24 protein-coding genes and 1 pseudogene are annotated in these 25,434 nt (G+C 72.5%); 14 read left to right on the top strand and 11 right to left on the bottom strand.

What is annotated here, in order from left to right:
• Positions 1 to 11 precede the first annotated feature (11 nt).
• The gene (locus N8I86_RS25535; RefSeq protein ID WP_107423632.1) at positions 12 to 1,469 is read left to right on the top strand and encodes a penicillin-binding transpeptidase domain-containing protein; all 1,458 of its coding nucleotides are present in this window, start codon (positions 12 to 14) and stop codon (positions 1,467 to 1,469) included.
• Positions 1,470 to 1,513: 44 nt separating this feature from the next.
• Positions 1,514 to 2,005, top strand: a complete 492-nt coding sequence (locus N8I86_RS25530; protein ID WP_073889489.1) for a DUF3291 domain-containing protein — start codon at positions 1,514 to 1,516, stop codon at positions 2,003 to 2,005.
• Here the strand turns inward: N8I86_RS25530 and N8I86_RS25525 are convergent.
• Positions 1,989 to 2,804 carry a hypothetical protein gene (locus N8I86_RS25525; protein ID WP_263278785.1) on the bottom strand — a complete coding sequence of 272 codons (816 nt, stop codon included), beginning with the start codon at positions 2,802 to 2,804 and terminating at the stop codon, positions 1,989 to 1,991. The two genes, N8I86_RS25530 and N8I86_RS25525, sit on opposite strands and share 17 nt — an antisense overlap.
• Before the next feature lie 166 nt (positions 2,805 to 2,970).
• On the opposite strand from N8I86_RS25525, the gene N8I86_RS25520 reads away from it, so the two are divergent.
• From N8I86_RS25520 to N8I86_RS25505, 4 genes are all read left to right on the top strand, one after another.
• Positions 2,971 to 3,909, top strand: a complete 939-nt coding sequence (locus tag N8I86_RS25520) for an AurF N-oxygenase family protein (protein WP_073889486.1) — start codon at positions 2,971 to 2,973, stop codon at positions 3,907 to 3,909.
• Positions 3,910 to 4,036: 127 nt separating this feature from the next.
• Positions 4,037 to 4,693: a TetR/AcrR family transcriptional regulator gene (locus tag N8I86_RS25515; RefSeq protein WP_123436697.1), complete on the top strand. Its 657-nt coding sequence runs from the start codon at positions 4,037 to 4,039 to the stop codon at positions 4,691 to 4,693.
• 4 nt (positions 4,694 to 4,697) lie between these two features.
• The gene (locus tag N8I86_RS25510) at positions 4,698 to 5,000 is read left to right on the top strand and encodes a hypothetical protein (RefSeq protein WP_263278784.1); all 303 of its coding nucleotides are present in this window, start codon (positions 4,698 to 4,700) and stop codon (positions 4,998 to 5,000) included.
• Between the two features lie 112 nt (positions 5,001 to 5,112).
• Positions 5,113 to 6,177: a C40 family peptidase gene (locus tag N8I86_RS25505; RefSeq protein ID WP_073889482.1), complete on the top strand. Its 1,065-nt coding sequence runs from the start codon at positions 5,113 to 5,115 to the stop codon at positions 6,175 to 6,177.
• On the opposite strand, the gene N8I86_RS25500 is transcribed toward N8I86_RS25505, so the two are convergent.
• The 5 genes from N8I86_RS25500 to N8I86_RS25480 are packed head-to-tail and all read right to left on the bottom strand — an operon-like array spanning position 6,150 to position 11,888.
• Positions 6,150 to 7,403 carry a styrene monooxygenase/indole monooxygenase family protein gene (locus N8I86_RS25500; RefSeq protein ID WP_123436699.1) on the bottom strand — a complete coding sequence of 418 codons (1,254 nt, stop codon included), beginning with the start codon at positions 7,401 to 7,403 and terminating at the stop codon, positions 6,150 to 6,152. The genes N8I86_RS25505 and N8I86_RS25500 overlap by 28 nt on opposite strands.
• A gap of 46 nt (positions 7,404 to 7,449) precedes the next feature.
• Entirely contained in the window at positions 7,450 to 8,106 is a 657-nt protein-coding gene (locus N8I86_RS25495) for a GTP-binding protein (RefSeq protein ID WP_073889456.1), read from the bottom strand.
• A complete protein-coding gene (locus N8I86_RS25490; protein ID WP_073889454.1) occupies positions 8,087 to 8,494 on the bottom strand; it encodes a DUF742 domain-containing protein in 408 nt (135 codons plus the stop codon). Before N8I86_RS25490 ends, N8I86_RS25495 begins: the two co-directional genes overlap by 20 nt.
• Complete coding sequence (locus N8I86_RS25485; RefSeq protein WP_073889453.1) at positions 8,491 to 8,994, bottom strand: roadblock/LC7 domain-containing protein; 504 nt, start codon at positions 8,992 to 8,994, stop codon at positions 8,491 to 8,493. The genes N8I86_RS25490 and N8I86_RS25485 overlap by 4 nt, the downstream gene beginning before the upstream one ends.
• Positions 8,991 to 11,888, bottom strand: a complete 2,898-nt coding sequence (locus tag N8I86_RS25480) for a nitrate- and nitrite sensing domain-containing protein (RefSeq protein WP_263278783.1) — start codon at positions 11,886 to 11,888, stop codon at positions 8,991 to 8,993. The genes N8I86_RS25485 and N8I86_RS25480 overlap by 4 nt, the downstream gene beginning before the upstream one ends.
• Before the next feature lie 384 nt (positions 11,889 to 12,272).
• On the opposite strand from N8I86_RS25480, the gene N8I86_RS25475 reads away from it, so the two are divergent.
• Positions 12,273 to 13,061 carry a protein phosphatase 2C domain-containing protein gene (locus tag N8I86_RS25475; protein WP_073889450.1) on the top strand — a complete coding sequence of 263 codons (789 nt, stop codon included), beginning with the start codon at positions 12,273 to 12,275 and terminating at the stop codon, positions 13,059 to 13,061.
• Positions 13,062 to 13,080: 19 nt separating this feature from the next.
• On the opposite strand, the gene N8I86_RS25470 is transcribed toward N8I86_RS25475, so the two are convergent.
• Complete coding sequence (locus tag N8I86_RS25470; RefSeq protein WP_073889448.1) at positions 13,081 to 13,572, bottom strand: MarR family winged helix-turn-helix transcriptional regulator; 492 nt, start codon at positions 13,570 to 13,572, stop codon at positions 13,081 to 13,083.
• Between the two features lie 239 nt (positions 13,573 to 13,811).
• On the opposite strand from N8I86_RS25470, the gene N8I86_RS25465 reads away from it, so the two are divergent.
• The 6 genes and pseudogenes from N8I86_RS25465 (at position 13,812) to N8I86_RS25440 (ending at position 18,721) form a co-directional block, all read left to right on the top strand.
• A complete protein-coding gene (locus N8I86_RS25465; protein WP_263278782.1) occupies positions 13,812 to 14,636 on the top strand; it encodes a lysozyme in 825 nt (274 codons plus the stop codon).
• 185 nt (positions 14,637 to 14,821) lie between these two features.
• A pseudogene (locus N8I86_RS25460) lies at positions 14,822 to 15,424 on the top strand (PAS domain-containing protein); the annotation flags it as partial.
• Between the two features lie 280 nt (positions 15,425 to 15,704).
• Positions 15,705 to 17,186: an ATP-binding SpoIIE family protein phosphatase gene (locus N8I86_RS25455; protein WP_317633619.1), complete on the top strand. Its 1,482-nt coding sequence runs from the start codon at positions 15,705 to 15,707 to the stop codon at positions 17,184 to 17,186.
• Between the two features lie 249 nt (positions 17,187 to 17,435).
• Positions 17,436 to 17,621 carry a hypothetical protein gene (locus N8I86_RS25450; protein WP_241840747.1) on the top strand — a complete coding sequence of 62 codons (186 nt, stop codon included), beginning with the start codon at positions 17,436 to 17,438 and terminating at the stop codon, positions 17,619 to 17,621.
• On the top strand, positions 17,622 to 18,470 hold the full coding sequence (locus tag N8I86_RS25445; RefSeq protein WP_107423606.1) for a DUF2637 domain-containing protein: 849 nt from the start codon (positions 17,622 to 17,624) through the stop codon (positions 18,468 to 18,470).
• Positions 18,467 to 18,721: a hypothetical protein gene (locus N8I86_RS25440; protein ID WP_073889442.1), complete on the top strand. Its 255-nt coding sequence runs from the start codon at positions 18,467 to 18,469 to the stop codon at positions 18,719 to 18,721. Before N8I86_RS25445 ends, N8I86_RS25440 begins: the two co-directional genes overlap by 4 nt.
• Positions 18,722 to 18,809: 88 nt before the next feature.
• Here N8I86_RS25440 and N8I86_RS25435 read toward each other — a convergent pair whose 3' ends face one another.
• The 4 genes from N8I86_RS25435 to N8I86_RS25420 form a co-directional block, all read right to left on the bottom strand.
• Complete coding sequence (locus tag N8I86_RS25435) at positions 18,810 to 19,451, bottom strand: hypothetical protein (RefSeq protein WP_263278780.1); 642 nt, start codon at positions 19,449 to 19,451, stop codon at positions 18,810 to 18,812.
• Positions 19,452 to 19,589: 138 nt separating this feature from the next.
• Positions 19,590 to 20,624, bottom strand: coding sequence for a serine/threonine-protein kinase (locus N8I86_RS25430; RefSeq protein ID WP_263278779.1), 1,035 nt, complete (start codon positions 20,622 to 20,624; stop codon positions 19,590 to 19,592).
• A 490-nt stretch (positions 20,625 to 21,114) separates the two neighbouring features.
• Positions 21,115 to 23,535 (bottom strand): endopeptidase La, encoded by a 2,421-nt coding sequence (lon, locus tag N8I86_RS25425; protein ID WP_263278778.1) that lies wholly within the window; start codon positions 23,533 to 23,535, stop codon positions 21,115 to 21,117.
• Positions 23,536 to 23,624: 89 nt separating this feature from the next.
• Complete coding sequence (locus tag N8I86_RS25420) at positions 23,625 to 24,470, bottom strand: rhomboid-like protein (protein WP_263278777.1); 846 nt, start codon at positions 24,468 to 24,470, stop codon at positions 23,625 to 23,627.
• 183 nt (positions 24,471 to 24,653) lie between these two features.
• On the opposite strand from N8I86_RS25420, the gene N8I86_RS25415 reads away from it, so the two are divergent.
• Positions 24,654 to 25,331: a spermidine synthase family protein gene (locus N8I86_RS25415; protein WP_073889435.1), complete on the top strand. Its 678-nt coding sequence runs from the start codon at positions 24,654 to 24,656 to the stop codon at positions 25,329 to 25,331.
• Positions 25,332 to 25,434 lie beyond the last annotated feature (103 nt).

The raw sequence follows: 25,434 nt of genomic DNA, 5'->3' as shown, positions 1-25,434 counted from the left end.
GCGGGCGGCCGATGGCCCGGTACATCCGGCACGCCTGCGCGTTCTGCGCCCTGCTGCTGGCGGCGCTGCTGGTCAACGCCGCCCGTGTGCAGGTGGTGCAGTCCGGCGACTACGACGGCAACCCGGCCAACCGCCGTGCCACGATCGCCCGTTACCAGCAGCCGCGCGGCGACATCCTGGCCGGCGGCGAGCCGGTCACCGGGTCCGTGGACACCGGCGAGCAGCTGCGCTTCGAACGCACCTACCGGGACGGCCCGTTGTACGCGCCGGTCACCGGCTTCGCCTCGCAGATGTACGGCACGACCTTCCTGGAGCACGCCCAGGACGGGGTGCTCGCCGGCACCGATCCGATGCTGTCGCCGCTGCCGCTGTGGAACGACGTGACGCGCGGGGCGAGTCCGGGCGGGGACGTCGTCACGACGCTCAACCGGCGGGCGCAGGAGGCCGCGTACCGGGGGCTCGCCGGGCGCAAGGGCGCGGTGGCCGCGATCGAGCCGGCCACCGGCCGGGTGCTGGCGCTGGTGACCAGCCCGTCGTACGACCCGGCGGAGCTGTCGGGCAACGGCGAGGCGGTCGCCTCGGCGTGGGAGCGGCTCAACCACGATCCGGAGAAGCCGATGCTCAACCGGGCGGTGCGGCAGACCTATCCGCCGGGTTCGACGTTCAAGGTGGTCACGGCGGCGGCCGCGCTGGACGCGGGCCTGGTCACGGATCTGGACGCGCGGACGAAGTCCCCCGACCCGTACCGGCTGCCGGGCACCACGACCCGGCTGACCAACGAGGCGGACGGCTGCCGCGACGCCCCGCTGCGGGAGGCCTTCGAGTGGTCGTGCAACACCGTGTTCGCCAAGCTGGGCGTGGACGTGGGGGTGCAGAACATGGCGGCCACGGCACGGGCGTTCGGGTTCAACGACGCCGGTCTGCGGGTGCCGTTCTCGGTCTCACCCAGCACCTTCGACCAGCACGTGGACCGGGCGCAGCTGGCGCTGTCCTCGATCGGGCAGTACAACACGCGGGCCACGCCGTTGCAGATGGCGATGGTCGCGGCGGCCGTCGCGGACGACGGCCGGCTGCGGTCGCCGTACCTGGTGGAGCGGACCACCCGGCAGGGCGGCGAGACCGTCGCCGGGGCGGGGGCGCATCCGGCACGGCAGGTCATGCGGCCGTCCACGGCCGTGCGGCTGAAGGAGCTGATGACCGGCGTGGTCGAGGAGGGCACCGGCACCCAGGCGGCGATCCCGGGCGCCGTGGTCGGCGGCAAGACCGGCACCGCGCAGCACGGGATCGGCAACTCGGGTGTGCCGTACGCCTGGTTCGTCTCCTGGGCGCAGGCCCGCGACGCGCTGGAGCCGGCGGTCGCGGTCGCGGTGGTGGTGGAGGACGCCTCCGCGAACCGGGGCGAGATCAGCGGCGGCGGGGACGCGGCGCCGATCGCGCGGGACGTGATGCGGGCCGTTCTCGGTCCGTGAGACCGGGGTACCGGGCGGGAGCGGCGCCGACCTACCGTTCGGCCATGACGGACACGGCAGCGCACGAACTCGCCCAGGTAAACATCGCCCGCCTCAAGTTTCCACTGGACTCACCGCAGTTGAAGGACTTCGTCGACGGGCTCGATCCCGTGAACGCGGCGGCGGACGGCTCGCGCGGGTTCGTGTGGCGGTTGCAGGGCGACAGCGGCAACGCGACCGACGTCCCGGTCCTCGGGGACGACTGGCTGATCGTCAACATGTCGGTGTGGCGGGACACCGACGCGCTGACGGCCTTCATGTACCAGGGCCTGCACCGGGAACTGCTGTCCCGGCGCCGGGAGTGGTTCGAGCGGCTCGCGGAGGCCGTGACCGCCCTGTGGTGGGTGCCGGCCGGCCACCGCCCGACGGTCGCCGAGGCGGAGGAGCGGCTGCTGCACCTGAGGGCGCACGGCCCGACGCCGTACGCCTTCACGCTGCGGACGTCCTTCCCGCCCGGGGAGACCGCGGAGAACGGGCGGGTCAGCCGATCGGCTTGACCGCCTCGGAGCGGATCTTGAGGGTCTGCTTCGCGAGCGCCTCCAGGTCCACCTCCGACGGGTCCTGCGTCACGCCCTCGGTGGTCACCTCGGCGACCGTGGCGCCCGTGTTGTCGTCGGCCCAGGCGCACATCGGCAGGGTGATCTTCGTGCCGAGCTGGTCCTGGGTCAGCACCTCGCAGCTGACGGTGACGTCCAGGTCGAAGTCCTTCGGCGGGACGGCGACCTTCGCCGAGGCGCCCTCGGCGGCGCCCTTCATCATGTTCTTGCGGGCCGCGTCGGTGTTCTTGAACCGGCCGTACATGCCCGACACCACCAGGGTGCCCTTGTTCTCGTCACCGCCGAGGCCGTAGCTGCCGACGACACCGTGGGTGTCCTTGGCGTCCCACGCGCCGTCGGCCTCGCTCTCGATCTTCTTGCCCTCGGAGCCGGAAAGGTCCTTGCTCAGCTGGTACTTGCCGTCGAGCAGCGTCTGCGGCAGCGTCAGCTTGTGCTCCGCCTCGGGGAAGCCGCTCTCGGCCACCATGCCGAGCACCACCAGGACGGCGACGACGGCCACGACCACACCGGCCACGATCCCGATGATCAGGCCGACGCGGCGCTTCTTCGGAGGCGGGCCCATGGGCGGCGTGCCCCACGCAGGGTACGGCTGCTGGGCGCCCGGCTGGGCCGGGTAGGGCTGCTGCGGCGGGTACGGGGAGCCGTACGGGCCGGGAGCGGCCTGCGGGGGCTGCTGGCCGTAGGGAGGCTGCGGCTGGTTCGGATACGGCTGCTGCGGCGGCTGCGGAGGCATGGACACGCCAGCACGCTACTGCACCCGGGTGACCGAAAAAGCACCGCACCCCGAAACGGGCCCGGCCGGCCCGGCGCGGCCGACAAGTCGTGCGCGGGGGATTGACGGCCTTGCTGACAAGCAGTCTCATAAGAGGCGGAAGACGTACCCCGGGTAACGAGGTGAGGGAGCCATGACGACCCTGACGGAAGCGGACGCGCTGGACGGCCTGCGCGACGCGCTCGGCCTGCTCAAGGACCGGGAGCAGGTGGCCGAACGGCTGCTGGTCTCCTCCGCCAAGCACTCCTTCGACCCGGACGAGGAGCTGGACTGGGACGCGCCCTTCGAGGAGGGCAAGTGGTTCTGGCCGCCGGAGCTGGTCTCGCTGTACGACACCCCGATGTGGAAGCGGATGAGCGAGGAACAGCGCATCCTGCTCTCCCGGCACGAGGCCGCGGCGCTGGCCTCGCTCGGCATCTGGTTCGAGATCATCCTGATGCAGCTGCTCGTCCGGCACATCTACGACAAGGCGGCGACGAGCGCCCATGTGCGGTACGCGCTCACCGAGATCGAGGACGAGTGCCGGCACTCGAAGATGTTCGCGCGGCTGATCTCGCGGGGCGGCACACCCTGGTACCCGGTGAGCCGCGCCCACCAGAACCTCGGCCGCCTCTTCAAGACCATCTCCACCACCCCCGGTTCGTTCACGGCCACGCTGCTCGGCGAGGAGGTCCTGGACTGGATGCAGCGGCTGACCTTCCCCGACGAGCGCGTCCAGACGCTCACCCGGGGCGTCACGCGCATCCACGTGGTCGAGGAGGCGCGCCACGTCCGGTACGCCCGTGAGGAGCTGCGGCGCCAGATGGTGACCGCGCCCAAGTGGTCCCAGGAGTTCACCCGGGTCACCTCCGGCGAGTTCGCGCGCGTCTTCTCGGTGGCCTTCGTCAACCCCGAGGTGTACACGAACGTCGGCCTCGACAAGCGCGAGGCCATGGCCCAGGTGAAGGCCAGCGGCCACCGCCGCGAGGTCATGCAGACCGGCGCCAAGCGCCTCACGGACTTCCTCGACGACATCGGCGTCCTGCGGGGCGTCGGCCGCCGGCTGTGGAAGTCCTCGGGGCTGCTGGCCTGAGCCCGGGCGGAGGACGCGCAGCCCCTCGGGCCGCCGGTTCGAGGGGACCGGCGGGAGGCCGGCGACCTGCTGTGACGGGCCGGAAGACGCGGTCGGTCCGGTGGGTGCAGCGATTAGGCTGACGGGCATGACCCCGTCGGCCACCCCCGCCTACCGCCGGCTCAGTGTCGAGGAGCGGCGCAGCCAGCTGCTCGACGCCGCGCTCTCCCTCTTCGCGCACCGCGCGCCCGAGGACGTGTCCCTGGACGACGTGGCGGAGGCGGCCGGGGTCTCACGGCCGCTGGTGTACCGGTACTTCCCCGGCGGCAAGCAGCAGCTGTACGAGGCCGCGCTCCGGTCGGCCGCCGAGGAGCTGCGGCAGTGCTTCGACGAGCCCCGCGAGGGCCCGCTGCTCCCCCGGCTCTCCCACGCCCTCGACCGCTACCTGACCTTCGTCGACGAGCACGACACCGGCTTCAGCGCACTGCTCCAGGGCGGGAGCGTGGTGGAGACGTCCCGGACGACCGCCATCGTGGACGGCGTGCGCCGGGCCGCCGCCGAGCACATCTTCAGCCACCTCGGCGTCCCGGACCCCGGACCCCGGCTGCGGATGACCGTCCGGATGTGGATCACGGCCGTGGAGGCCGCCTCGCTGATCTGGCTGGACGAGGACAAGCAGCCCCCGGTCGAGGAACTGCGCGACTGGCTGGTGGAGCAGTTCACGGCCCTGCTCACGGTCACCGCGGGCCGGGACCCGCAGACGGCCGGCCTCGTCGGCGCGTTCGCCGGGGAAGGCCGAGACTGAGGTCGTGAAGAGCCAGAACACCCCCTTCGAGGGCGGCCCCATGGACGGATGCGTGCTGCCCGTCCTGTGCGGCGCCACCGGTCACCCGCCGAAGACGTACCGCATCCCCGTCCCGGACCCGGACGGCGGTCCGCCCACGGTCCTCGTCTACCGCCGGGTGCCCCGCGGGCACAGCAAGCGGCTCGGACTGATCCAGGGCTGGAAGTACCGGTACGACCCGGACGACACGACCGGCGGCCGGCTCCGGTGGCCCTGGTCCAAGCCCCGGACACCGCCGCCCGGCAACCCGGATGACACGCACGGGTGAATCCGCTGCGCCGAACCGCGCACAGTCGGCACACAAACGCCACCGACACGTCTGATTATCACGGTGCGACGAGAGACGGAGAGTCCGTCTGTCCCGCACCGGAGGTGATGACGTGTCAGGAACCCTTCGGCGCCTGGCCTGTACGGCCACCGTGGCGGCCCAGGCCGTCCTCGCGCCGCTGCCCGCCGCGGCCGCACCGGAGCCGGAGCCCTCCGTCTCCCGGATGCTGACGGACCTTCAGCAGCTGTACCGGCAGACCGAGCAGGCCACCGAGGCCTACAACGGCACCGCGGAGCAGCTGAAGCAGCAGCGCGCCGAGGTGGCCCGCCTCGACGGTGAACTGTCCCGCGCCCGTCTCGCCCTCAAGGGCAGCCGGACCGACGCCGGGCGCCTGGCCAGGCAGCAGTACCAGAACAGCGGCGACCTCGGCCCCTACGTCCGTCTGCTGCTGGCCCGTGACCCCCAGCACGCGCTGGACGAGGGGCACGTCATCGGTGAACTGGCCCGGGAACGGGCCCGGACGGTGGCCCGCCTGACCAGCGCCGAGAAGCGGCGGGACGCCCTCGCCCGGGCGGCCCGCAAGGCCCTCGACACCCAGCTCACGCTGGCGGGGCGGCAGCGGAAGGAACGCGACGACGTCCAGCGCAGACTGCGCGACGTGGAGCGCCTGCTGGCCGGCCTCACCCCGGACCGGCTCGCCGCGATCGCCCGCCTGGAACAGCAGGGCGTCACCGCGGCGCAGGAGCGGCTCACCACCGCGGGCGCCCTGCCCGCCGACCGCCCGGCCTCGGCCGGGGGCGACCGCGCCGTCCACTACGCCATGGAGCAGCTCGGCAAGCCGTACCGGTGGGGCGCCGAGGGTCCGGCGTCGTACGACTGCTCGGGCCTGACCTCACAGGCCTGGTCCCACGCGGGCACCCCGATCCCGCGCACCAGCCAGGAGCAGTGGCGCCGGCTCAAGCGGGTCCCGCTGACCGACCTGCGCCCCGGGGACCTGGTCGTCTACTTCCCCGAGGCGACGCACGTGGCGATGTACGTGGGCGGCGGCAAGGTCGTCCAGGCCCCGAGACCGGGCGAGGACGTCAAGGTCTCCCCCATGGCGTCCTACCCGGTCCTGGGCGCGGTCCGTCCCGACGCCGCCGCCTCCGGTCAGGCCCCGGTGACCGAGCCCAGGTAGGCGCCCGTCTTCTCCGGGTCGTAGAAGAAGTTCTCGAAGTCGGCCGGGTCGTTGAAGCCGTTGGCGAAGCGGTCGGCCACCGGCTGGAGCTGGCCGGCGGCGCCGATGAGGTTCAGGATGTGCTCCGGCGGCGGCGCCAGCATCGCGTTCGTCCACTTGGTGACGTGCTGGGCGGTGGCCCAGTAGCGGTCGAACGTCGCCCGCATCCAGTCCTCGTCGAACGGCTTGTCCCCGTGTTCGAGGATCGAGGCGAGGTACGCCGCCGCGCACTTGGAGGCCGAGTTGGAGCCCTGGCCGGTGATCGGGTCGTTGGCGACGACCACGTCGGCCACGCCGAGGACCAGGCCGCCCGAGGGGAGACGGCCGACGGGGTTGCGCACGGTCGGCGCGTAGCGGCCGGCCAGCGTGCCGCCGGCGTCCGTGAGCTCGACCTTCGTGGCCCGCGCGTACTCCCAGGGCGTGAACTTCTCCATGAGTTCCAGGGTCAGGGAGAGGTGCTCGGCCGGGTCCTTGACGCCGTTGAAGACGTCGAGCGGGCCACCGGGTATGCCCTCCCAGAACAGGATGTCGGCGCGGCCGGAGGTGGTCAGCGTCGGCATGACGAACAGCTCGCCCACACCGGGGACCAGGTTGCAGCGGACCGCGTCGAACTCCGGGTGCTCCGGGCGCGGGCCGAGCCCGTGCACGTACGCCACCGCGAGGGCGCGCTGCGGCTCGCTGTACGGGGAGCGCTCCGGGTCCCGGCCGAACATCGACACGAGCTCGCCCTTGCCGGCCGAGACCAGGACGAGGTCGTAGGTGCGGGAGAAGTAGTCGAGGTCGCCGACCGCCGCGCCGTGGACGACGAGCTGGCCGCCGCGCTGGGCGAAGGTCTCCATCCAGCCGGCCATCTTCACCCGCTGGTCGACGGACTGCGCGTACCCGTCGAGCCTGCCCACCCAGTCGATCGCCCGCTGGGTGGGGCCCGGGTCGTGCGAGCCGGGGGCCGCGACCGAGACGCCGAGTCCTTCGATCTTCGGGGCCTGGGACTCCCAGAAGTTCAGCTGGAGATCGCGCTCGTGCTGAAGCGCCGTGTCGAACATGCACTGCGTCGACATGACCCGCCCGGAGCGGATCTCGTCGGCGGTCCGGTTCGACATCAGGGTGACCTCGTAGCCGTGCGACTGCAGGCCGAGGGCGAGCTGGAGTCCGGACTGGCCGGCTCCGACGACGAGTATCTTCCGCATGCGGGTGGTGTCTCCTACGAGGTGAGGACTGCTGGGGGAGGCAGGACTACTCGGGGGTTTCGTCCAGCGCGTGCGCCACCAGGGCGAGGAGGGTCTCGATGGCCGAGATCCGCCGCCGCGCGTCCATGATCATGACAGGGATGTGCGCGGGTATGGTCAGCGCCTCCCGTACGTCCTCCGGCTCGAACCGCTCGCTGCCGTCGAAGTGGTTGACCGCGACGACGTACGGCAGTCCGCAGCTCTCGAAGTAGTCCAGGGCCGGGAAGCAGTCCTTCAGACGGCGGGTGTCGGCCAGGACGACGGCGCCGATCGCACCGCGCACGAGGTCGTCCCACATGAACCAGAACCGCTGCTGGCCCGGCGTGCCGAACAGGTAGAGCACCAGGTCGTCGTCGAGCGTGATGCGGCCGAAGTCCATGGCCACGGTCGTGGTGAGCTTGCCCGGCGTGGCCGTCAGGTCGTCGGTCTCCTCGCTCGCCTCGGTCATCAGCGCCTCGGTCTGCAGGGGCGTGATCTCCGAGACGGCGGTGACCATCGTGGTCTTGCCGACGCCGAAGCCCCCGGCCACCACGATCTTCGTGGCGATGGGGGCCCGGGTGCGGTCCGTCTGCCAGGACTTCAGGTCGCCGTCCGGATCGGCGAGGCCGGCGGCGAGGGGGTTGCCTCCGACGGAGGCGGCTGCGTCAGAGACGACGGAGTCCACTCAGCACCCTTTCGAGCAGAGCGCGGTCCGGACGGCCGGTGCCGTGACCGGTTCCGGTGCCGTACACACGGATCTTTCCCTGGTCCGCGAGGTCGCTGAGGAGGACCCGGACCACGCCGAGCGGCATCTTCAGCAGCGCGGCGATCTCGGCCACCGTGCGCATACGGCGGCAGAGTTCGACGATGGCCCGCATCTCGGGCATGACCCGGGTGGCGAGCGAGCCGTTCGTCAGTTCCCTGCGCTCCTCGGGGGCCTCCAGCGCGGCCACGAAGGTCTCCACGAGGAGCACGTGACCGAAGCGGGTACGGCCGCCGGTGAGCGAGTAGGGGCGGACGCGGGCGGGTTTGCGGTCGCCGCCGCGGACGGGGAGCTTCGAGGTGCCGCTCATCGGGCGCTCCCGGTCGACGAGGCTTCCAGCGACTGCCGCAGTTCCGAGCGGAGTTCGGGGGTGAGGACGTGCCCGGCGCGGCCCACGAACAGGGCCATGTGGTACGCCACCACGCTCATGTCGCACTCGGCGGAACCGTGCACGCCGAGCAGCGAGCCGTCACTGATCGACATCACGAACAGGCTGCCCTCCTCCATCGCGACCATCGTGTGCTTGACCCCGCCGAACTCGATCAGCTTCGCGGCGCCGACGGTGAGGCTGCCGATGCCGGAGACGATGGTGGCGAGGTCGGCGGAGGATCCGCGCGGTCCGCCGCGCCTGGCTCCGCGGGTCTGCCGGGCCTCCTCCGCGTGCCCGGGGTCGGACGAGAGCAGGAGCAGGCCGTCGGAGGAGACCACGGCGACGGACTGGATGCCGGGTACTTCCTCGACCAGGTTGGTCAGCAGCCAGTGCAGGTTGCGGGCTTCACTGCTCAGTCCGTAGGTACTGGGCGCGGTCAACTGCTTGCCTCCTCGGCTGTGCCCCCCGTGGCTTCTTCGGCGTGTGCGTAGCGGGCCGGGCGCTGGTGGCCGGCCGTCTGTTCGGCGATCTCCGCCTCCACCTCGCGGTAGCCGGCCTGGGCGCCCTGGCGGAAGCCGCCGAGCCTGCGGCGCAGGGCGTCGGCGTCGACGCTTGTGCTGCGCTGGCGGGGCGTTGCGGCCGGTGCGGTGATCCTGGGCGTGCGCTTGGGCAGGCCCTTGCTCGTGACCCGGTCCTCATCGGGCTCCTGGAGAGCGTCGTCGGTCTCCTCGGAGGCCCCGGCGGAAGCGGGTGCGGTGGGGTCGTGGCCGTCCCCGTCCCTCGCCGGGCCCTCGTCGTCGGCCGCGGGGGGCCGGGGGGCGTTCCCGCCGTCGTCGGCCGGCGCCAGGTCCGGGAGCAGCAGCTCCATGGTGGTCTCGGCGAACGTCTCCGCCGGTGCCTTCGGGCGGGCCTCCGCCTGCTCACCGCCCGCTTCGGCCTGCTCGTGCACGGCCTGCTCGGCCTCGGTCCGCTCGGACGCGGTCTCCTCGGACGCGGTCCGCTCGGGCACGGTCTCGTCGGTCCCGGCCGGGTCGTCGGCGGCGTCCGGAGCCGTCCCGTCCGCCGTGCCGCCGGCGACGGTCTCCGCCGCCGTTCCGGCCTCCACCGCCTTCTCGGCGAGGGCGACGAGCAGGTCGCCGTCCTTGGGGCGGCCGTACAGGACGTTGGAGTTGACCTCGGCGTCGGCGCCCGGCAGGGAGAAGGCCGCCGTACCGCCGGCGGCCGTGGCCTGGGACGGGACGGCGGCCGTCGGGGCCTCGGCGAGCAGCGTGGCGGGCAGGACCACGACCGCGGCGATGCCGCCCTGCTTCTGCTCGCGCAGCTGCACCCGGACACCGTGGCGGTGGGCGAGGCGGGCGACGACGTAGAGGCCGAGCCCGAGGCCCTCGTCGCCCTCCTGGTCGTAGGGCGACTCGGGGTCGAAGTCGCTCAGGCGGGCGTTGAAGCGGTCGAGGCGGTCACCGGCGACGCCGATGCCCTCGTCCTGGACCGACAGCATGACCTCGCCGGACTCCAGGAGCCAGCCGGAGACCTCGACGGGCAGGTCCGGCGGGGAGAACGAGGTGGCGTTCTCCATGAGTTCGGCCAGCAGGTGGGAGAGGTCGTCGGCGGCGAAGCCGGCCACGTGCGCGTGCGGCGGGAGGGCGGCGATGCGGACACGCTCGTAGCGTTCGATCTCGCTGACCGCGGCGCGGACCACGTCGACCAGCGGCACCGGGCCGTGGTGCTGCTGGACGTGCTCGGTGCCGGCGAGGACCAGGAGGTTCTCGCTGTGCCGGCGCATGACCGTGGCGAAGTGGTCCAGCTTGAAGAGCGTGGCGAGGCGGTCGGGGTCCTGTTCGCGGTCCTCCAGGCCCTCGATGACCGCGAGCTGCCGTTCGACCAGGCCGAGGGTGCGCAGAGCCAGGTTGACGAAGGTGGAGCCGATACTGGTGCGCAGACGGTCCAGCTGGGCGGCGGACTCGGCGAGTTCGGCGCGGAGCTCCTCGCGGGCGTCGGCCATCTTCTGGCGCTGGCCCACCAGGTGCTTGCGGTCGGTCTCGAGCGTGGCCACGCGCTCGTGCAGGGCGGCCGCGTGCGTGTGCAGGGCGTTGACGGAGCGGACCACCTGGGCGAACTCGTCGTTGCGGCCGGTGAAGGTGATCGGTTCCTGCGTGAGCGGGTCCTCGGCCTCCGCCAGCCGGGCCGAGCCGCGGCGCAGCACGGACAGCGGGCGGGTGAGGGTGCGGGCCATGGCGGTGGCGATGCCGATCGTGGCCAGCATCAGGGCGCCGAGCACGGCGACGCGGATCTCCAGGGCGGTGACGTCGTCGTCCCGGAGCACCGCGAGGTCCTTGGTGCGGTGGTCGTAGAGCGCGGCCTCTGCCCCGCGCATCAGGTCGACGCGGGCGGACAGGGCCGCGTCCAGCTTCTTGGTGCCGGTGCTCAGCTCGCCGTCGGAGAGCGTCGGCTGGTCGGTGAGCGCGGCGAGGTACTTGTCGGCGGAGTTGACCTCGGGGCCGGTGACCGTGGAGTCGTAGGAGTCGACGGCCGCCTTGGGGGCGGTCGCGCGGAAGTCGGCGAGGGTCGCGTCGGCGCGCAGCCGGGCCTGCTGGGCGGCGGCCGTGAGGGCCTCGCGCTGCTTCTTGTCCTCGTCGGTCGCGGTGACGGACGTGGTGGGCAGGCCGGTGGTGGGGCTGATCACCGTCTGGGTGCGCGAGGGGACGTTCAGAGCGGCCAGCAGCAGGCCGCGCGCGGCGGCGGACTGCTGGACGGCCGAGTCCAGTTCGGCGAGCGCGTAGGCGCCGGAGCCGGCCCGGGCGGGCATCTGCTCGGCGAGCTGCCCGGCGAGCCGGTGCAGCTCGGTGATGGTCGCCGAGTAGGCCAGGTGGGCCTGGAGGGCGGTGCTCTTGCCGGTGAGGGCGGCCCGGCGGACGGCGGCGATGCCGTCGAGGTCGCCGCGGAGGGCCGCCGGGGTGTCGGTGTCGGCCCGCAGGTCCTCCACCTGCCGGTCGACACGGGCGCTGCGGTCCTCCGAGGGGGCCTTCGTCCTGGGGCGGCCGGCCGCGATGTACGAGGTGACCTCGTCGCGTTCGTCGGCGAGCGAGTGGGCGAGGACCAGCGCGTCCTGGGTACGGGCGGCCAGCGTCACCAGTTCCTGGGAGTCGCTGACGTCCTGGGACGCGGTGAGCAGCGCGGGTGCGCCGGCCCCGGCGACGGCCGCCGCCACCACGGCGACGGCGAGGATCAGCCGGGTGCGCACATGGGTGGGGCGGCCGGCGCCCACGGGGGTCTGCGGGTCGGTCCCCTTGGGGTCCGTCTGCCTGCCTGTGCGCCGAGGCCGCTTTTTCTGCACCGGTGCTCGCATTCCTGAACTCGTCCATCCAGGGGCCCGGGTGGCGCCCCGTCATCTCGGTGCCAAGTGGTGCGTACACCCGGTTCGTACGGTTCCCGACCCTCCCAGCGCCGGTGGGCAGTGGTCGCGCATCACCTGACCCGCCACCCGAAGGAGTGAACATCGGAGGGGAGTTGGCGGGCAAGTTCCGCCGGCGTGTGCGGTGGCCGTGCGCGGCGGGCCGGTTGGACGTGCGCGGCAGGCTTTGGCAAACTTCGCCACCACGTCTGCCCGGAGTGGATCATTCCCTCCCAAAACAGGCGGCTGACCTGCGCGGTCATGGCCTTCCGACGGTGGTTGCCAGCCTTTGGCGGACCCTGTGAAGGCCTGGTGCAGACTGGCTGGATGCGAACCGATCTCGTTTCGGAACCCGGTGACGCCGCCCGCCCCAACGAGGACTTCGCCGGGGTCGGACTATCCGCCTGCGGACAGGGCGGTTGCGTGGTCGTCCTGGACGGGGTGACTCCGCCCAGGGACGGCGCCGGCTGTCTGCATTCCGTGCCCTGGTTCACCGCGCGGCTCGGCGGTGCCCTGACCGAACTGACCGTTTCCGGTGGAGATCTGACGCTCCCGGAGATTCTCGGGCGGGCGATCGAACGGACCGCCGAGGCCCACACGGGCACCTGTGACCTTTCTCACCCGCGCACCCCGCAGGCAACCGTGGCGCTGGCCCGCTGGTCCGCCGGCACGGTCGAGTACCTGGTGCTGTCCGACTCCGCGTTGCTGCTGCGGAGCCCGGACGGCACGGTCGTCCCGGTGCTGGACGACCGGCTCGCCAGGCTCCCCCGGTCCGCGCTCGCCACCGACGCCCTGGTGGACGCGACCGTGCGGAACAAGGAGGGCGGTTTCTTCACGGCGGCCGCCGACCCCTCGGTGGCGGTCCGCGCGGTCACCGGCTCGGTGCCCCGGCACGAGGTCCGCGCGCTCGCCGCGCTGACGGACGGCGCGGCGCGCTGGACGGAGACGTTCCGCGAGGGCGACTGGACGGCCCTGTTCGACGTGGTCGCGAAGGAGGGCGCCCGCTGGCTGGTGGACCGGGTACGGGAGCTGGAGACGGCCGACCGGGTGGAGCGGGCGTTCCTGGGCCGCGGCAAGGCGCACGACGACGCGACGGTGGTCCACGTGGAGCTGTGAGGCCCGGGGGGGCGGGGGCCTACCTCTCCATGACGCCGTTCAACTCGTGGAGCAGCCGGGCCAGTTCCGCCACCTCGTGGCGGTCCCAGTGGGCGAGCTGGCTGACGTAGCGGGCGCGGCGGGCCTCGCGGACCGTGCCGACGCGGCCGCGGCCCTCGTCGGTGAGGGTGACCAGCCAGGCCCGGCCGTCGGCGGGGTCGGGCTGGCGGGTGATCAGGCCGAGGTCCTCCAGGGCGCGCAGCTGGCGGGACATGGTGGCCTTGCCCACGCCGATGTAGGCGGCGAGTTCCGTGGCCCGCTGGCCGCCCAGCTCGTCCAGCCGGATGAGCAGGCCGTACGCCGAGGACTCCAGGTCCGGGTGGACCTCGCGGGCCATCTCTCCCTGGTTGGCCCGGGCCCGCCGGAGCAGCACGGTCAACTCGCGTTCCAGCGCCAGGAACTCCTGGTCTGCACCACTCGGTGTCACTGGGCCGGTGACGCCGTGCGCGCCACCGATTCCGTCCTCGTGCACGTCAGCACCCCTGCTCGATTTCGCGGTCCTGAAAGTTTCTGTCAAACGCCGTCATAGCCGCAGCTCCGTAAGTATTTCGCAGGCGTAGACCAACGGCGTCGTCCGGACCCCCTTCCCACCCCGTCATCTACGTGCGTAGCTTCTTTACCAGGCAATGAATGGCATGCCCACGCCACTCTTGGCCTTTCTTCCACGGTCACTGCCACGGTCCCCCACACCACTCCCCCCGGAGGCACGCCATGTCCGTGCACAGACCCGGCCCCGCCCGCCCGCGCCCCCGCGCCGTCCTGCTCACGGCCCTCCTCGCGGCGCTCGCCCTCACCCTCCCCCTCACCTCCGCCCGGGCGGCGACCGCACCGGGCCGCGGCTCCGCCCACATGGGCATGGGCGTCCTCGCGCACGACGGCCAGGACGGCACCCCCAGCACCGGTGACGTCACCCAGACGGAGGGCGTGGACGTCGCCGGCTACCAGGGCAACGTCGCCTGGTCGACCCTGTGGAGCAGCGGGGTGCGCTGGGCGTACACCAAGGCCAGCGAGGGGACGTACTACACGAACCCCTACTTCGCCCAGCAGTACAACGGCTCCTACAACGTCGGCATGATCCGCGGCGCGTACCACTTCGCGACCCCGGACACCACCAGTGGCGCCACCCAGGCCAACTACTTCGTCGACCACGGCGGCGGCTGGTCGCGGGACGGCAAAACCCTTCCCGGCACCCTCGACATCGAGTGGAACCCCTACGGCGCCGCCTGCTACGGCAAGACCGCGAGCCAGATGGTCGGCTGGATCGCCGACTTCATCAACACCTACAAGGGGCGCACCGGCCGGTACCCGGTGATCTACACCGCCACCAGCTGGTGGACCCAGTGCACCGGCAACTACGCCGGCTTCGCCGCCAACGATCCGCTGTGGATCGCCCGGTACGCCTCGGACCCGGGCACGCTGCCGGCCGGGTGGTCGTACTACACGATGTGGCAGTACACCTCCTCCGGCCCGACCGTCGGCGACCACGACAAGTTCAACGGGGCGCTGGACAGGGTGCAGGCCCTGGCCCTCGGCTGACCGCCGCCGGGCACCGGTACCCCGCCGACGACGGCGGGGGCCGGTGCCCGACGAGGAGGCGCCGCCCCGCCCGCGCGCAGCACTTCCCGCCCCGATTTCCCGCCCGTCCCTGCGTTGGTGCTCGGCGCCGGCCGGGATCATGCTGGTCAGGGAGAGCCTGCCGAGCAAGGGCGAGATGAGCGGCGATGGAGCGACAGTCGACGTACACGGCCACGGCCACCATCGATGCGCAGGGCATCCTCACAGGCTGGAGCGAGGGCGCCCAGCGGCTGCTCGGCTACGACTCCTCCGCGGTCCTCGGCCGGCCCGCCGCCGCGCTGCTCGCCGCCGAAGGCGCCGCGGCGAGGCGGGTCCTCGCCGGACGGGAACGCTGGAACGGCAACATCCCGCTGCGGCACCGCGACGGCCGGTCCCTGGAGCTGGCCGTGCTCGCCCACCGGCGGACCTCGGCCGCGGGAGCCGTCGACTGGCTCGTGGTGAGCGCCGTGACCGCCCGGACCCAGCCGCCCCGGGGGGAACCCCTGGAGGAGTGGACCTTCCTCCAGTCACCCTTCCCGCTGGCCATCTTCGACGCGGAACTGCGGCTGGTGCGCGCCAACCGCCGCATGGAGCACGCTCTCGCCCTGCCCGAGGCGGCGATGCGCGGACTGCGCCTCGTCCACATCGTGCCCGGCGCCGCGAGCGAGGAGGCCGACCGCTCGCTGCGGCTCGCACTGGAGTCCGGCCGGCCGCAGGACGTGCGGGTCCGCCTCGGCGCGGAGCTCGGCCGCGGGGTCGTCCTCACCCCGCTGAAGGACGCCGACAGCCGGGTCCGGGCCGTCTGCCTGTCCACCCAGCAGCCCACCCAGGACTCGGCCGTCCGCAGGAGCCCGTCGGGCGAGACCGGCTCGCGGGTCGGCACCGTCGCCGACCAGGCCCGCGCGGCGCAGGAACTCGGCGAGGTCACGGTCCCCCGGCTGGCCGACGTCATGACGGTCGACCTGCTCGACTCGACTCGCCCGCTCCGGCGCCGAGGACCCCGTCCCGCAGCCCGGCCCGGTCGTCCTGCGGCGCGCCGCCCTGCGCGCGGTGCCGAACGGCGACGGGCCGGCCTACGGCACCGGGGTGGGCGAGGCGATCGTCTGCCCGGCCGACTCCCCGCCGGCGCACTGCCTGGCGGCGGGCCGCCCGCTCCTGTACGACACCGCGGACCCGGCCATCACCGAATGGGCGACGCTGGACCCGGGCGCCGTGTGGCTGCGCACGTCCGGCGCCCGGTCGCTGCTCGCGGTGCCGCTGCTCGCCCAGGGCAACACGCTCGGCGTCGCCCTCTTCGGCCGGCACCGGGACCGGGAGCCGTTCGGCCCGGAGGACCTGCGGCTCGCGCAGGAGTTCACGGCGAAGGCGGCAGCGGGCATCCATGAGGCCCGGACCTACTCCCGGGCCCGCACCACCACCATGGCCCTCCAGCGCAGTCTGCTGCCGCACACCCTGCCCGACCAGGGCGCCCTGGAGATCGCCACCCGCTATCTGCCCGCGGCCACCCGGGCCGGCGTGGGCGGCGACTGGTTCGACGTGATCCCGCTGTCCGGGGCGCGGGTGGCGCTCGTCGTGGGCGACGTGGTCGGCCACGGCATCCGCGCCACCGCCACCATGGGCCGGCTGCGCACGGCGGTGCGCACCCTGGCCGACGTCGATCTGCCGGCCGACGAACTCCTCACCCACCTCGACGACCTGGTGCTGCGGCTCGCCGCCGACGAGGGCAGCTCCGACCCGGCCGCCGAGACCGCCGGCGGTATCGGCACCACCTGCCTGTACGCCGTCTACGACCCGATCTCGCGCCACTGCACCCTGGCCCGGGCCGGCCATCCGCCGCCCGCGGTGGTCACCCCGGACGGCGCGGTCCGCTTTCTCGACGTGCCCGCCGGGCCGCCGCTCGGGCTGGGCGGACTGCCCTTCGAGGCCGTCGAGACCGAACTGCCCGAGGGCAGTCTGCTGGCCCTGTACACCGACGGCCTGTTCGAGGCCCGCGACCACGACATCGACGAGGCGCTGGACAAGATGTTCGCCGCACTCGTCCGACCGGCGAAGTCGCTGGACTCCGTGTGCGACCGGGTGCTCACCGAGCTGCTGACCCACCGCCCCGACGACGACATCGCCCTGCTGGTGGCCCGCACCCGGGCACTGCACGAGGACCGGGTCGCCTCCTGGGAGCTGGCGAGCGAGAACACGGTCGTCTCCCGGGCCCGGCACCACGCCTCCGCGCAGCTGTCCGCCTGGGGCCTGGAGGAGGCCACGTTCACGACCGAGCTGATGGTCAGCGAGCTGGTCACCAACGCCATCCGCTACGGCCGCCCGCCCATCCGGCTCCGGCTGATCCACCAGGGCAACACGCTGGGCTGCGAGGTGTACGACTCCAGCGGCACCACCCCGCACATGCGGCGGGCGCGGATCTTCGACGAGGGCGGGCGGGGGCTGCTGCTGGTCGCCCAGCTCGCCGAGCGCTGGGGCACCCGGCACGATCGTGTCGGCAAGACGGTGTGGGCCGAGCAGACGCTCGCCCCCGGCTGACCGGCGCCGTACCCGGCAGCCGCCCCGGCGGATTTGGCTATAACTGGTAGAGCTACATATAGGCCCTACCGATACCCCATCTAGGTACTTGTCCGGCTAATCCCTCACCCATTTGCGCCGCATCCATCACCGAATGGCGGCGTTATCTGGAATATGACGAAGGCATCGGGGGGGCGGGGGTTCGCATCCGTCCCGAAGCGGTCGCACTCGACTGCGCGGCGGCCCGCGCGGCTGGGTTCCTACATGTACGTGCCAGGGCAACCCGCCACCGGCCCCGCCAAGGGTGTTCTGGTGAAGGGCGGCCTTCCCGTCGCCCTGGAGGTGACCGAGGAGATCCTGCAGGAGTTCGTGGATGTGATGAACTCCCTGGAGGATGACGTCGCACAACGCTGGCCGGGCCAGGAGACGTGGCTCTGCGGCTCGCCCACGGGGTGAGTGGACCACATCATGCATCATGAGCATATGGGGTATCCGGAACCCTCCATGGGATATCCGGACGACTATCAGAGCGAGTATCAGGGCGCCGAGGAATGGCATCCGGCGCCCACCGAAGGTTTCTACTCCCCTTTGATCCCTCCGGACTCCAGCTGGGATCCCGCGGAAGAACTGGCCTTCATCCTGCAGGAGACCCTCGAGCAGCAGCCGAAGATTCCGGCCGCGCGCGACGAGGACTTCTTCGTCCAACCACGCGTGAAGGCTCCACGCGAAGCGCTCGTAGAGATGACCGCGGAGTTGCCCCCGGTAAAGTCGCCTCCCCGAGGCCATCGAAGGGTCAGGGCCCGGCAGCGCCCGAGCAAGATCCGGATCGCCAGTCACTTCATCGCCGCGGTGGTGACCTCCGTCGCGTCCGCGGTGAGCATCTTCGGCGGCCTGATCGCCTACGACCCGCTGCGCTTCGTGGCGATGTCGCGGATGCAGACCGACGTGGTCTCCTGGTGGCCGGTGCTCGTGTTCGGCCCCTGGATGGTGGCGTCGCTCTCGATCGTCCGCGCCGCGCTGCACCAGCGCCGGGCCCTGCACTCCTGGTCCGTGCTCCTGGTGTTCTCGGCCATCGGGATGACGCTCTGCGTCGCACAGGCGCCGAAGGACATCATCGGAGCAGCGGCCGCCGCCCTGCCGAGTCTGGCCTCCCTGGCCTGCTTCCAGCAGGTGGTGCGTCAGATCACCCTGACGAGGCCGCCCCGGAAGGTCACGCCCCGGCACCGGACGAAGCTCGCCGGGGCACCCGCCGGAAAAGGTGACCGGCAGGTCCGTACACCACCCCGTGCCAGGAGCGCCGAGTGAACAGTGTTGCCGCGGGTTTCCTGACTCTGCCCGACGTCGCCCGGCTCCTGCCCCGCCAGCAGATGGCCATGGACTGCGCGGTCTGCGCGCGCCCGCTCGGTGCCAACGGCCAGGTGATGGGCGACGTGCTGCACCTCGGATTCCTGTACCGGCTCTGGGTCTGCATGCGCGGCTGCGACATGAACGGACCGGCTTTGGGCCACCAGGTCTCCCGGGGCCCGACCACCGCGGGGCCCGGGCTGCTGCTGTAGGCGCGCCGTGCGCGCGGGGTCCGGGTGGTGCGGTCGTCGACCGCACCACCCGGACCTTCGTACGTCAGCCTGTCAGGCGGTCCGCGCCCTAGCCGGCGGTGGCGTCACCGCCGTTGCCTCCGGTGGCGTTCCCACCGGCATTGGTGGTGGCATTACCGCCGTCGCCGCCGGTCGCGTCGCCGCCCTTGTTGGTGGTCGCATTACCGCCGTCGCCGCCGGTCGCATTGCCACCCTTGTTGGTGGTCGCATTACCACCGTCGCCGCCGGTCGCGTCGCCACCCTTGTTGGTGGTGGCATTACCGCCGTTCCCGCCGGTCGCATTGCCTCCCTTGTTCGTGGTGGCGTCACCGCCGTTGCCGCCGGTGGCCTTCCCGCCGCCGTTGGTCGTGGCGTTGCCACCATTTCCACCGGTCGCGTTACCGCCACCATTGGTCGTGGCATTACCGCCGTTACCACCCGTCGCATTTCCCGGGTTCTTCTTGTGGTCCTTCTTGTGATGGTCCTTCTTGTGGTGGTCCTTCTTGTGATGGTCCTTCTGGTCGTGGTTCTTGTGATGGACGACCATCGTCGTCACGGCCGAGTCGGGCATCGTGCCCGCCGAGGCGGCGGTGGCCGGGAGGATGATTCCACCGGCGACGACCACGGCCGAGGCGACGAGTGTCGAAAGACGGAAACCGCGCTTGGTACGGATCTCCTGGGCGTTCTGAACGTTCTCGGTGTTGCGCTGCATGATTAGCTCCTACTTGTCGTCCGGGCCTTTTCGATTTCCGGTCCTTCCGGTGCGGCCCGTGCTTCAAGTAGGCCGGAACGTGAAAGCGGGGTCATGTTCCGAGGACTCGGGACTTGACGAGCAGGAGGGCGGCCGGGACTATGCCGGTCGCTTGAGGACCGGGCCGGCCCAGGCGGGCGGCTCGGGCACCGGCGCGGACACCGTCAGGGTCTCCGCGCCCAGGGTCCGCACCGGGTCCGCCGGTGCGTCCGCGGCGGGGGTGGCCACACGGGCGTCCACCAGCGTCGGCGTACGGCCTCGCGGGCCGACCTCGCCGGTCGCGGTGCGCAGGGCGGCCACGAACTCCAGGCAGGAGCCGTGACGGTCGTCGGGGATCTTCGCCAGGGCCCGCCTGAGGACGTCGTCGGCGGCCCCCGGAAGGTCCGGTCGCCTGTCGCTGAGCGCGGGCGGCGGATCGTACTGGTGCGCCCAGAGCAGTTCGAGGTGGTCCTCGCGCTCGAAGGGCGGGACACCGGCCAGGATCTCGTGGACCACGCACGCGAGGCTGTACAGGTCCGCCCTGCCGTCGACCGGGCGCCCGGCGATCCGCTCCGGCGCCACGTAGTCGAGGGTGCCGACGAACTCGCCCGCGGTGGTGAACCCGGTGAGCGACAGGGACTTCTTCGCCAGCCCGAAGTCGGTGAGGTAGACGTGCTCGGGGTGGTCGCTGTCGATGCCCTTGGCCACCAGGACGTTGCCGGGCTTGACGTCCCGGTGCACCAGGTCGCGCGCGTGGGCCGCGTCGAGCGCGGAGGCCAGCTGGGCCGCGATGCGCAGGGCGGCGGGCACCGGGAGCGGGCCCTCGCGGTCGAGCAGGGCGCGCAGATCGAGACCGGAGACGAAGCACATGGCGATGTAGAGGATGCCGTCGGCCTCGCCGGCCTCGAAGACGGGGACGATGTTGGGGTGGTCGATGGCGGCGGCCACCCGGGACTCCTGGGCGAAACGGCGGCGGAAGGCGTCGTTGCGGGTGTACTCGGGGGCCAGCAGCTTCAGCGCGACCGTGCGGCCGAGGCGCAGATCCTTGGCGCAGTAGACGACGGCCATGCCGCCGCGACCGAGTTCGCGCTCGACCCGGTAGCCCGCGATCTCCGTTCCGATCAGACCGGAGGGCCGACTGCCCTGCCCACTCACGCCCGAATTCTACCGACCCGACACCGTCCCCCGCCTGACCACACCGCCCAGAGAGGCTGCGCTCATGGCGACGGCGGACGGTCCCGGCACCGACGGCAGCCTCCCGGACGGCCCGGCACGGGGCCCGCACACGGGACACCGCCGGAGGCGGCCGCTAGCCGACGGCGGAGGCGGTCGGGCACGACGGCGGACCGGGCAGGGCACCACGGCGGCCCCGATCACGCCGGACGGCATGGACGCTGCGCACACGGCGGCAGCCGGGGCCGCGCTCGGCGGCAGGCCGGGCCGGGGGGCCGACGCGGGCCGGCCCGGAGCGACGCGCGCCGGGCCGGGGCGGGAAAGGCAGGCGTCACGCATACGGCGGCGGGGCGAGACGCAGGACCGCCCCAGGCATGGCGCCCGGCCCGACCAGGGAAACGCGCGGCCGGAAACGTGGCGGAGGCCCGGGCCCCCGTGGGGGTCCGGGCCTCCGCTCGTCCGGGAGCGTCCGTCACGCCGCTACCGGAACCTCCGGCGTCGCACCGCTCGCGGCGGGTGCGAGCGCCAGTTCCAGGACCTGGCGGACGTCGGTCACGGCGTGGACGTCGAGCTTGTCCAGCACCTCGGCCGGGACGTCGTCCAGGTCGGGCTCGTTGCGCTTGGGGATGATCACGGTGGTCACCCCGGCGCGGTGGGCGGCGAGCAGCTTCTGCTTCACACCGCCGATGGGCAGCACCCGCCCGGTCAGCGAGACCTCACCGGTCATCGCCACGTCCGTGCGGACCAGCCGGCCCGACAGCAGCGACGCGAGGGCCGTCGTCATCGTGATGCCGGCGCTCGGGCCGTCCTTGGGGACCGCGCCCGCCGGGAAGTGGATGTGCACGCCCCGGTCCCGCAGGTCACCCACGGGCAGCTCCAGTTCGGCGCCGTGGCTGCGCAGGAAGCTCAGCGCGATCTGCGCCGACTCCTTCATCACGTCGCCCAGCTGGCCGGTCAGGGTCAGCCCGGCCGCGCCCGTCTCCGGGTCGGCCAGGGAGGCCTCGACGAAGAGGACGTCACCGCCCGCGCCGGTCACCGCGAGGCCGGTCGCCACACCGGGGACCGCCGTACGGCGCTCGGCCGGGTCCTGGGCGGACTCGGGCACGTGGTGCGGGCGTCCGATCAGCCCGCGCAGATCCTCGTCCCGCACGGTGAACGGCAGCTCGCGCCGGCCGAGTTCGTGCTGGGCCGCGACCTTGCGGAGCAGTCGCGCGACGGCCCGCTCCAGGGTGCGCACGCCCGCCTCACGGGTGTACTCGCCGGCGAGCCTGCGCAGCGCGCTCTCGTCGATCGTGACCTCGTCCGTGCTCAGGCCGGCCCGCTCCAGCTGGCGCGGGAGCAGGTGGTCCCGGGCGATCACGATCTTCTCGTCCTCGGTGTAACCGTCCAGGCGGACGATCTCCATACGGTCGGCGAGCGCCTCCGGGATGGCCTCCAGGACGTTGGCGGTGGCCAGGAAGACCACGTCCGACAGGTCGAGTTCGACCTCCAGGTAGTGGTCGCGGAAGGTGTGGTTCTGCGCCGGGTCCAGGACCTCCAGCAGGGCCGCGGCCGGGTCACCGCGGAAGTCGGAGCCCACCTTGTCGATCTCGTCGAGGAGCACGACCGGGTTCATGGACCCGGCCTCCTTGATCGCGCGCACGATCCGGCCGGGCAGGGCACCGACGTACGTACGGCGGTGGCCGCGGACCTCGGCCTCGTCGCGGACGCCGCCGAGGGCGACCCGGACGAACTTGCGGCCCATGGCGTGCGCGACGGACTCGCCGAGGCTGGTCTTGCCGACACCGGGCGGCCCGACGAGCGCGAGCACCGCGCCGGCGCGCCGGCCGCCGATGACTCCGAGGCCCCGGTCGCCGCGCCGCTTGCGCACCGCCAGGTACTCGGTGATGCGCTCCTTCACGTCCTCCAGGCCGGCGTGCTCGGCGTCGAGGATCGCCTTCGCGCCCTGGATGTCGTACGCGTCCTCGGTCCGCTCGTTCCACGGCATCTCCAGGACGGTGTCCAGCCAGGTGCGGATCCAGGAGCCCTCGGGCGACTGGTCGGAGGCCCGCTCCAGCTTGTCGACCTCCTTGAGGGCGGCCTCGCGGACCTTCTCGGGCAGGTCGGCGGCCTCCACGCGGGCGCGGTAGTCGTCGGACTCCTCGCCCTCCTGCTCGCCGTTCAGTTCGCGCAGTTCCTTGCGGACGGCCTCCAGCTGACGGCGCAGCAGGAACTCGCGCTGCTGCTTGTCGACGCCTTCCTGGACGTCCTTGGCGATGGTCTCGGCCACGTCCTGCTCGGCGAGGTGGTCGCGGAGCTGCTGCGCGGCGAGCCTGAGGCGGGCCACCGGGTCGGCGGTCTCCAGCAGCTCGACCTTCTGCTCGGTGGTGAGGAACGGCGAGTAGCCGGAGTTGTCGGCGAGCGCGGAGACGCCGTCGATGGCCTGGACGCGGTCCACGACCTGCCAGGCGCCGCGCTTCTTCAGCCAGTTGGTGGCCAGCGCCTTGTACTCCTTGACGAGTTCGGCGACCTGGCCCGGCAGCGGGTCCGGCACGCTCTCGTCGATACGAGCGCCCTCGACCCAGAGCGCCGCGCCGGGGCCGGTCGTGCCGGCACCGATGCGCACCCGGCTCCGGCCGCGGATCAGAGCCCCGGGGTCGCCGTCGGCCAGCCGGCCGACCTGCTCGACCGTGCCCAGCACACCGGTCTTCGCGTACGTCCCGTCGATGCGCGGCACCAGCAGCACCCTGGGCTTCCCGGGCTCCGACCGGGCGGCGGCCTGGGCGGCCTCCACCGCGGCCCGTACCTCGGAGTCGCTCAGGTCCAGCGGAACCACCATCCCGGGCAGCACGACCTCGTCGTCGAGCGGCAGCACTGGCAGAACGAGCGTGAACGCCGTGGACTCAGCAGCCATGATCTCCCCTTAGGCAGTCAACTTGAGCTATGCCGACTCAACCGTTGGGTGGGGGCTGGTGTTCCCACAGCGGTGTTCGCTGTGGGCGATCACTGGGCGAGGCAGGAGTTCTCGCAGGTCAGGGGCTGCTGGGAGGACTGGGCCGACCGCTCCCGGCGGCGCACGAGAGGCCAGGAGGCGACGCCGAGCGCGAGGGCGATCAGGTGGCCCCAGTTGGTCATCGGGTCCGTGAAGGCGGCGAGGTCGTCCAGGAGCATGCCGCCCACCGCGACGAGCAGGAGGCCGCGCGGCCACGGGGTGAGCAACCCGGCCAGGGCGCCGACGCTGGTGGCCACACCGAAGCTGATGCCGTAGTCGAGGCGGTGCAGCGAGCTGTCCGGCAGGTGCCCGGCCAGCACGGCCAGGCCCACCGGGACCTCCGTGGCGAGCGTGGCCAGGACGTGCCCGCCGAGGAACACGCAGGCCGCGCGTGTGCCCCCGATCCGGCGCTCCAGCGCGGTGAGCACGAGCAGGAACGCCAGCGCGTACGGCGAGACGATCCCGCCCGCGATCCACAGGGCGCTCGCCGGCAGCACCAGCAGGGGCGTGCGCACGAGGTGGGCCACGTCCGTGCTGGAGGCCTGGTGGACGGCGTGCACCAGCGCGGGGTCGGCCAGCGCCGCGAAGGCCGAGGTGGCGGCCAGGAGGCAGGCGTAGGCGAAGGTGAACGGGGTGCGCGCCGGGGTCGGCAGCGGCAGCCACCGCCGTACGGCCGCGGCGGCCGGACGCGGCGCGGCCTGCACCGGGGCGGGAGCCGTGGCACCGCGCTGACGCGGTATGCCGTCCAGCAGCCGGGCGGCCGCGGGCGGGCCGACGGCGGCCGCGCCGACGGGAAGGGGCGTGCCCGGCGGGGGCGGGGGCCCGGCTGCCGCAGGGCCCTTCGCGGTCCGTTCCACGGTGAGGCGCTCCTTCCGTCGCGCCCCACCCTTCGTGCTCCCCCGGGCGCTGTCTATGACCGACGCCACGCGAGAGCGGATTCACAGCAACCTCTCACGCTCCCGCCGCGTCCGCGTCCGCCGGCCGGGTCCGTCATCGGCAATTCCCGTGAACGTCGGGCCCTGTTCAAGCAGGATGGGCCTATGACAGCCGTGTACGACTCCCCCGTGGTCCTGGACCGGCGCGACGGCCCGTACGGCGAGGTGGTGCTCCGCAGACAGGGCGCGCTGCTCCAGATCATCGCCAACGGCTGTTTCCTGATGGACACCTCCGACGGCCGCTCGGAGCGGCTGCTGGTCGACGCCGCGTACGGCGCGCTGGACGGGCGGCCGGCGCCGGCGGTGCTGATCGGCGGCCTGGGGGTGGGGTTCTCGCTCGCACACGCGGCCGCCGACGCACGCTGGGGGCGGATCACCGTCGTGGAGCGGGAACCGGCCGTCATCGGCTGGCACCGCGACGGCCCGCTCGGCGAACTGTCCGCCGCCGCGCTCGCCGATCCGCGCACCGGGATCGTGCAGGCGGACCTCGTGAACTACGTCAATGAGACATCGGACACGTTCGACGCACTGTGCCTCGATATCGACAACGGGCCGGACTGGACGGTGACCGACGACAACGACGGCCTGTACGCGCCGGCCGGACTCGCCGCCTGCGCAAGGGTGTTGAGACCCGGCGGCGTCCTCGCGGTGTGGTCGGCGAAACCCTCTCCGGAATTTGAAGGATCCTTGCGGAATGCCGGGTTCCAACAGGTGCGTACCGAAGAGGTGCCCGTTGCCCGGGGCGTTCCGGACGCCGTTCACCTCGGCGTCCGCCCTGGATAGCGACAGCGCGGTGAGTCCCCGTAGGGTGCTTCCCTGACGCGCGGATCATTCAAGCGTCAATCGCAGACATGGGATCACCCCACGGATTCCGGAAAGCAACAAC

This window comes from Streptomyces albidicamelliae (assembly GCF_025642175.1).
GTDB classification, from domain to species: Bacteria; Actinomycetota; Actinomycetes; order Streptomycetales; family Streptomycetaceae; genus Streptomyces; species Streptomyces albidocamelliae.
Note: the sequence above shows the minus strand (reverse complement) of the source record. Positions and strands in the feature narration are given on the sequence as shown.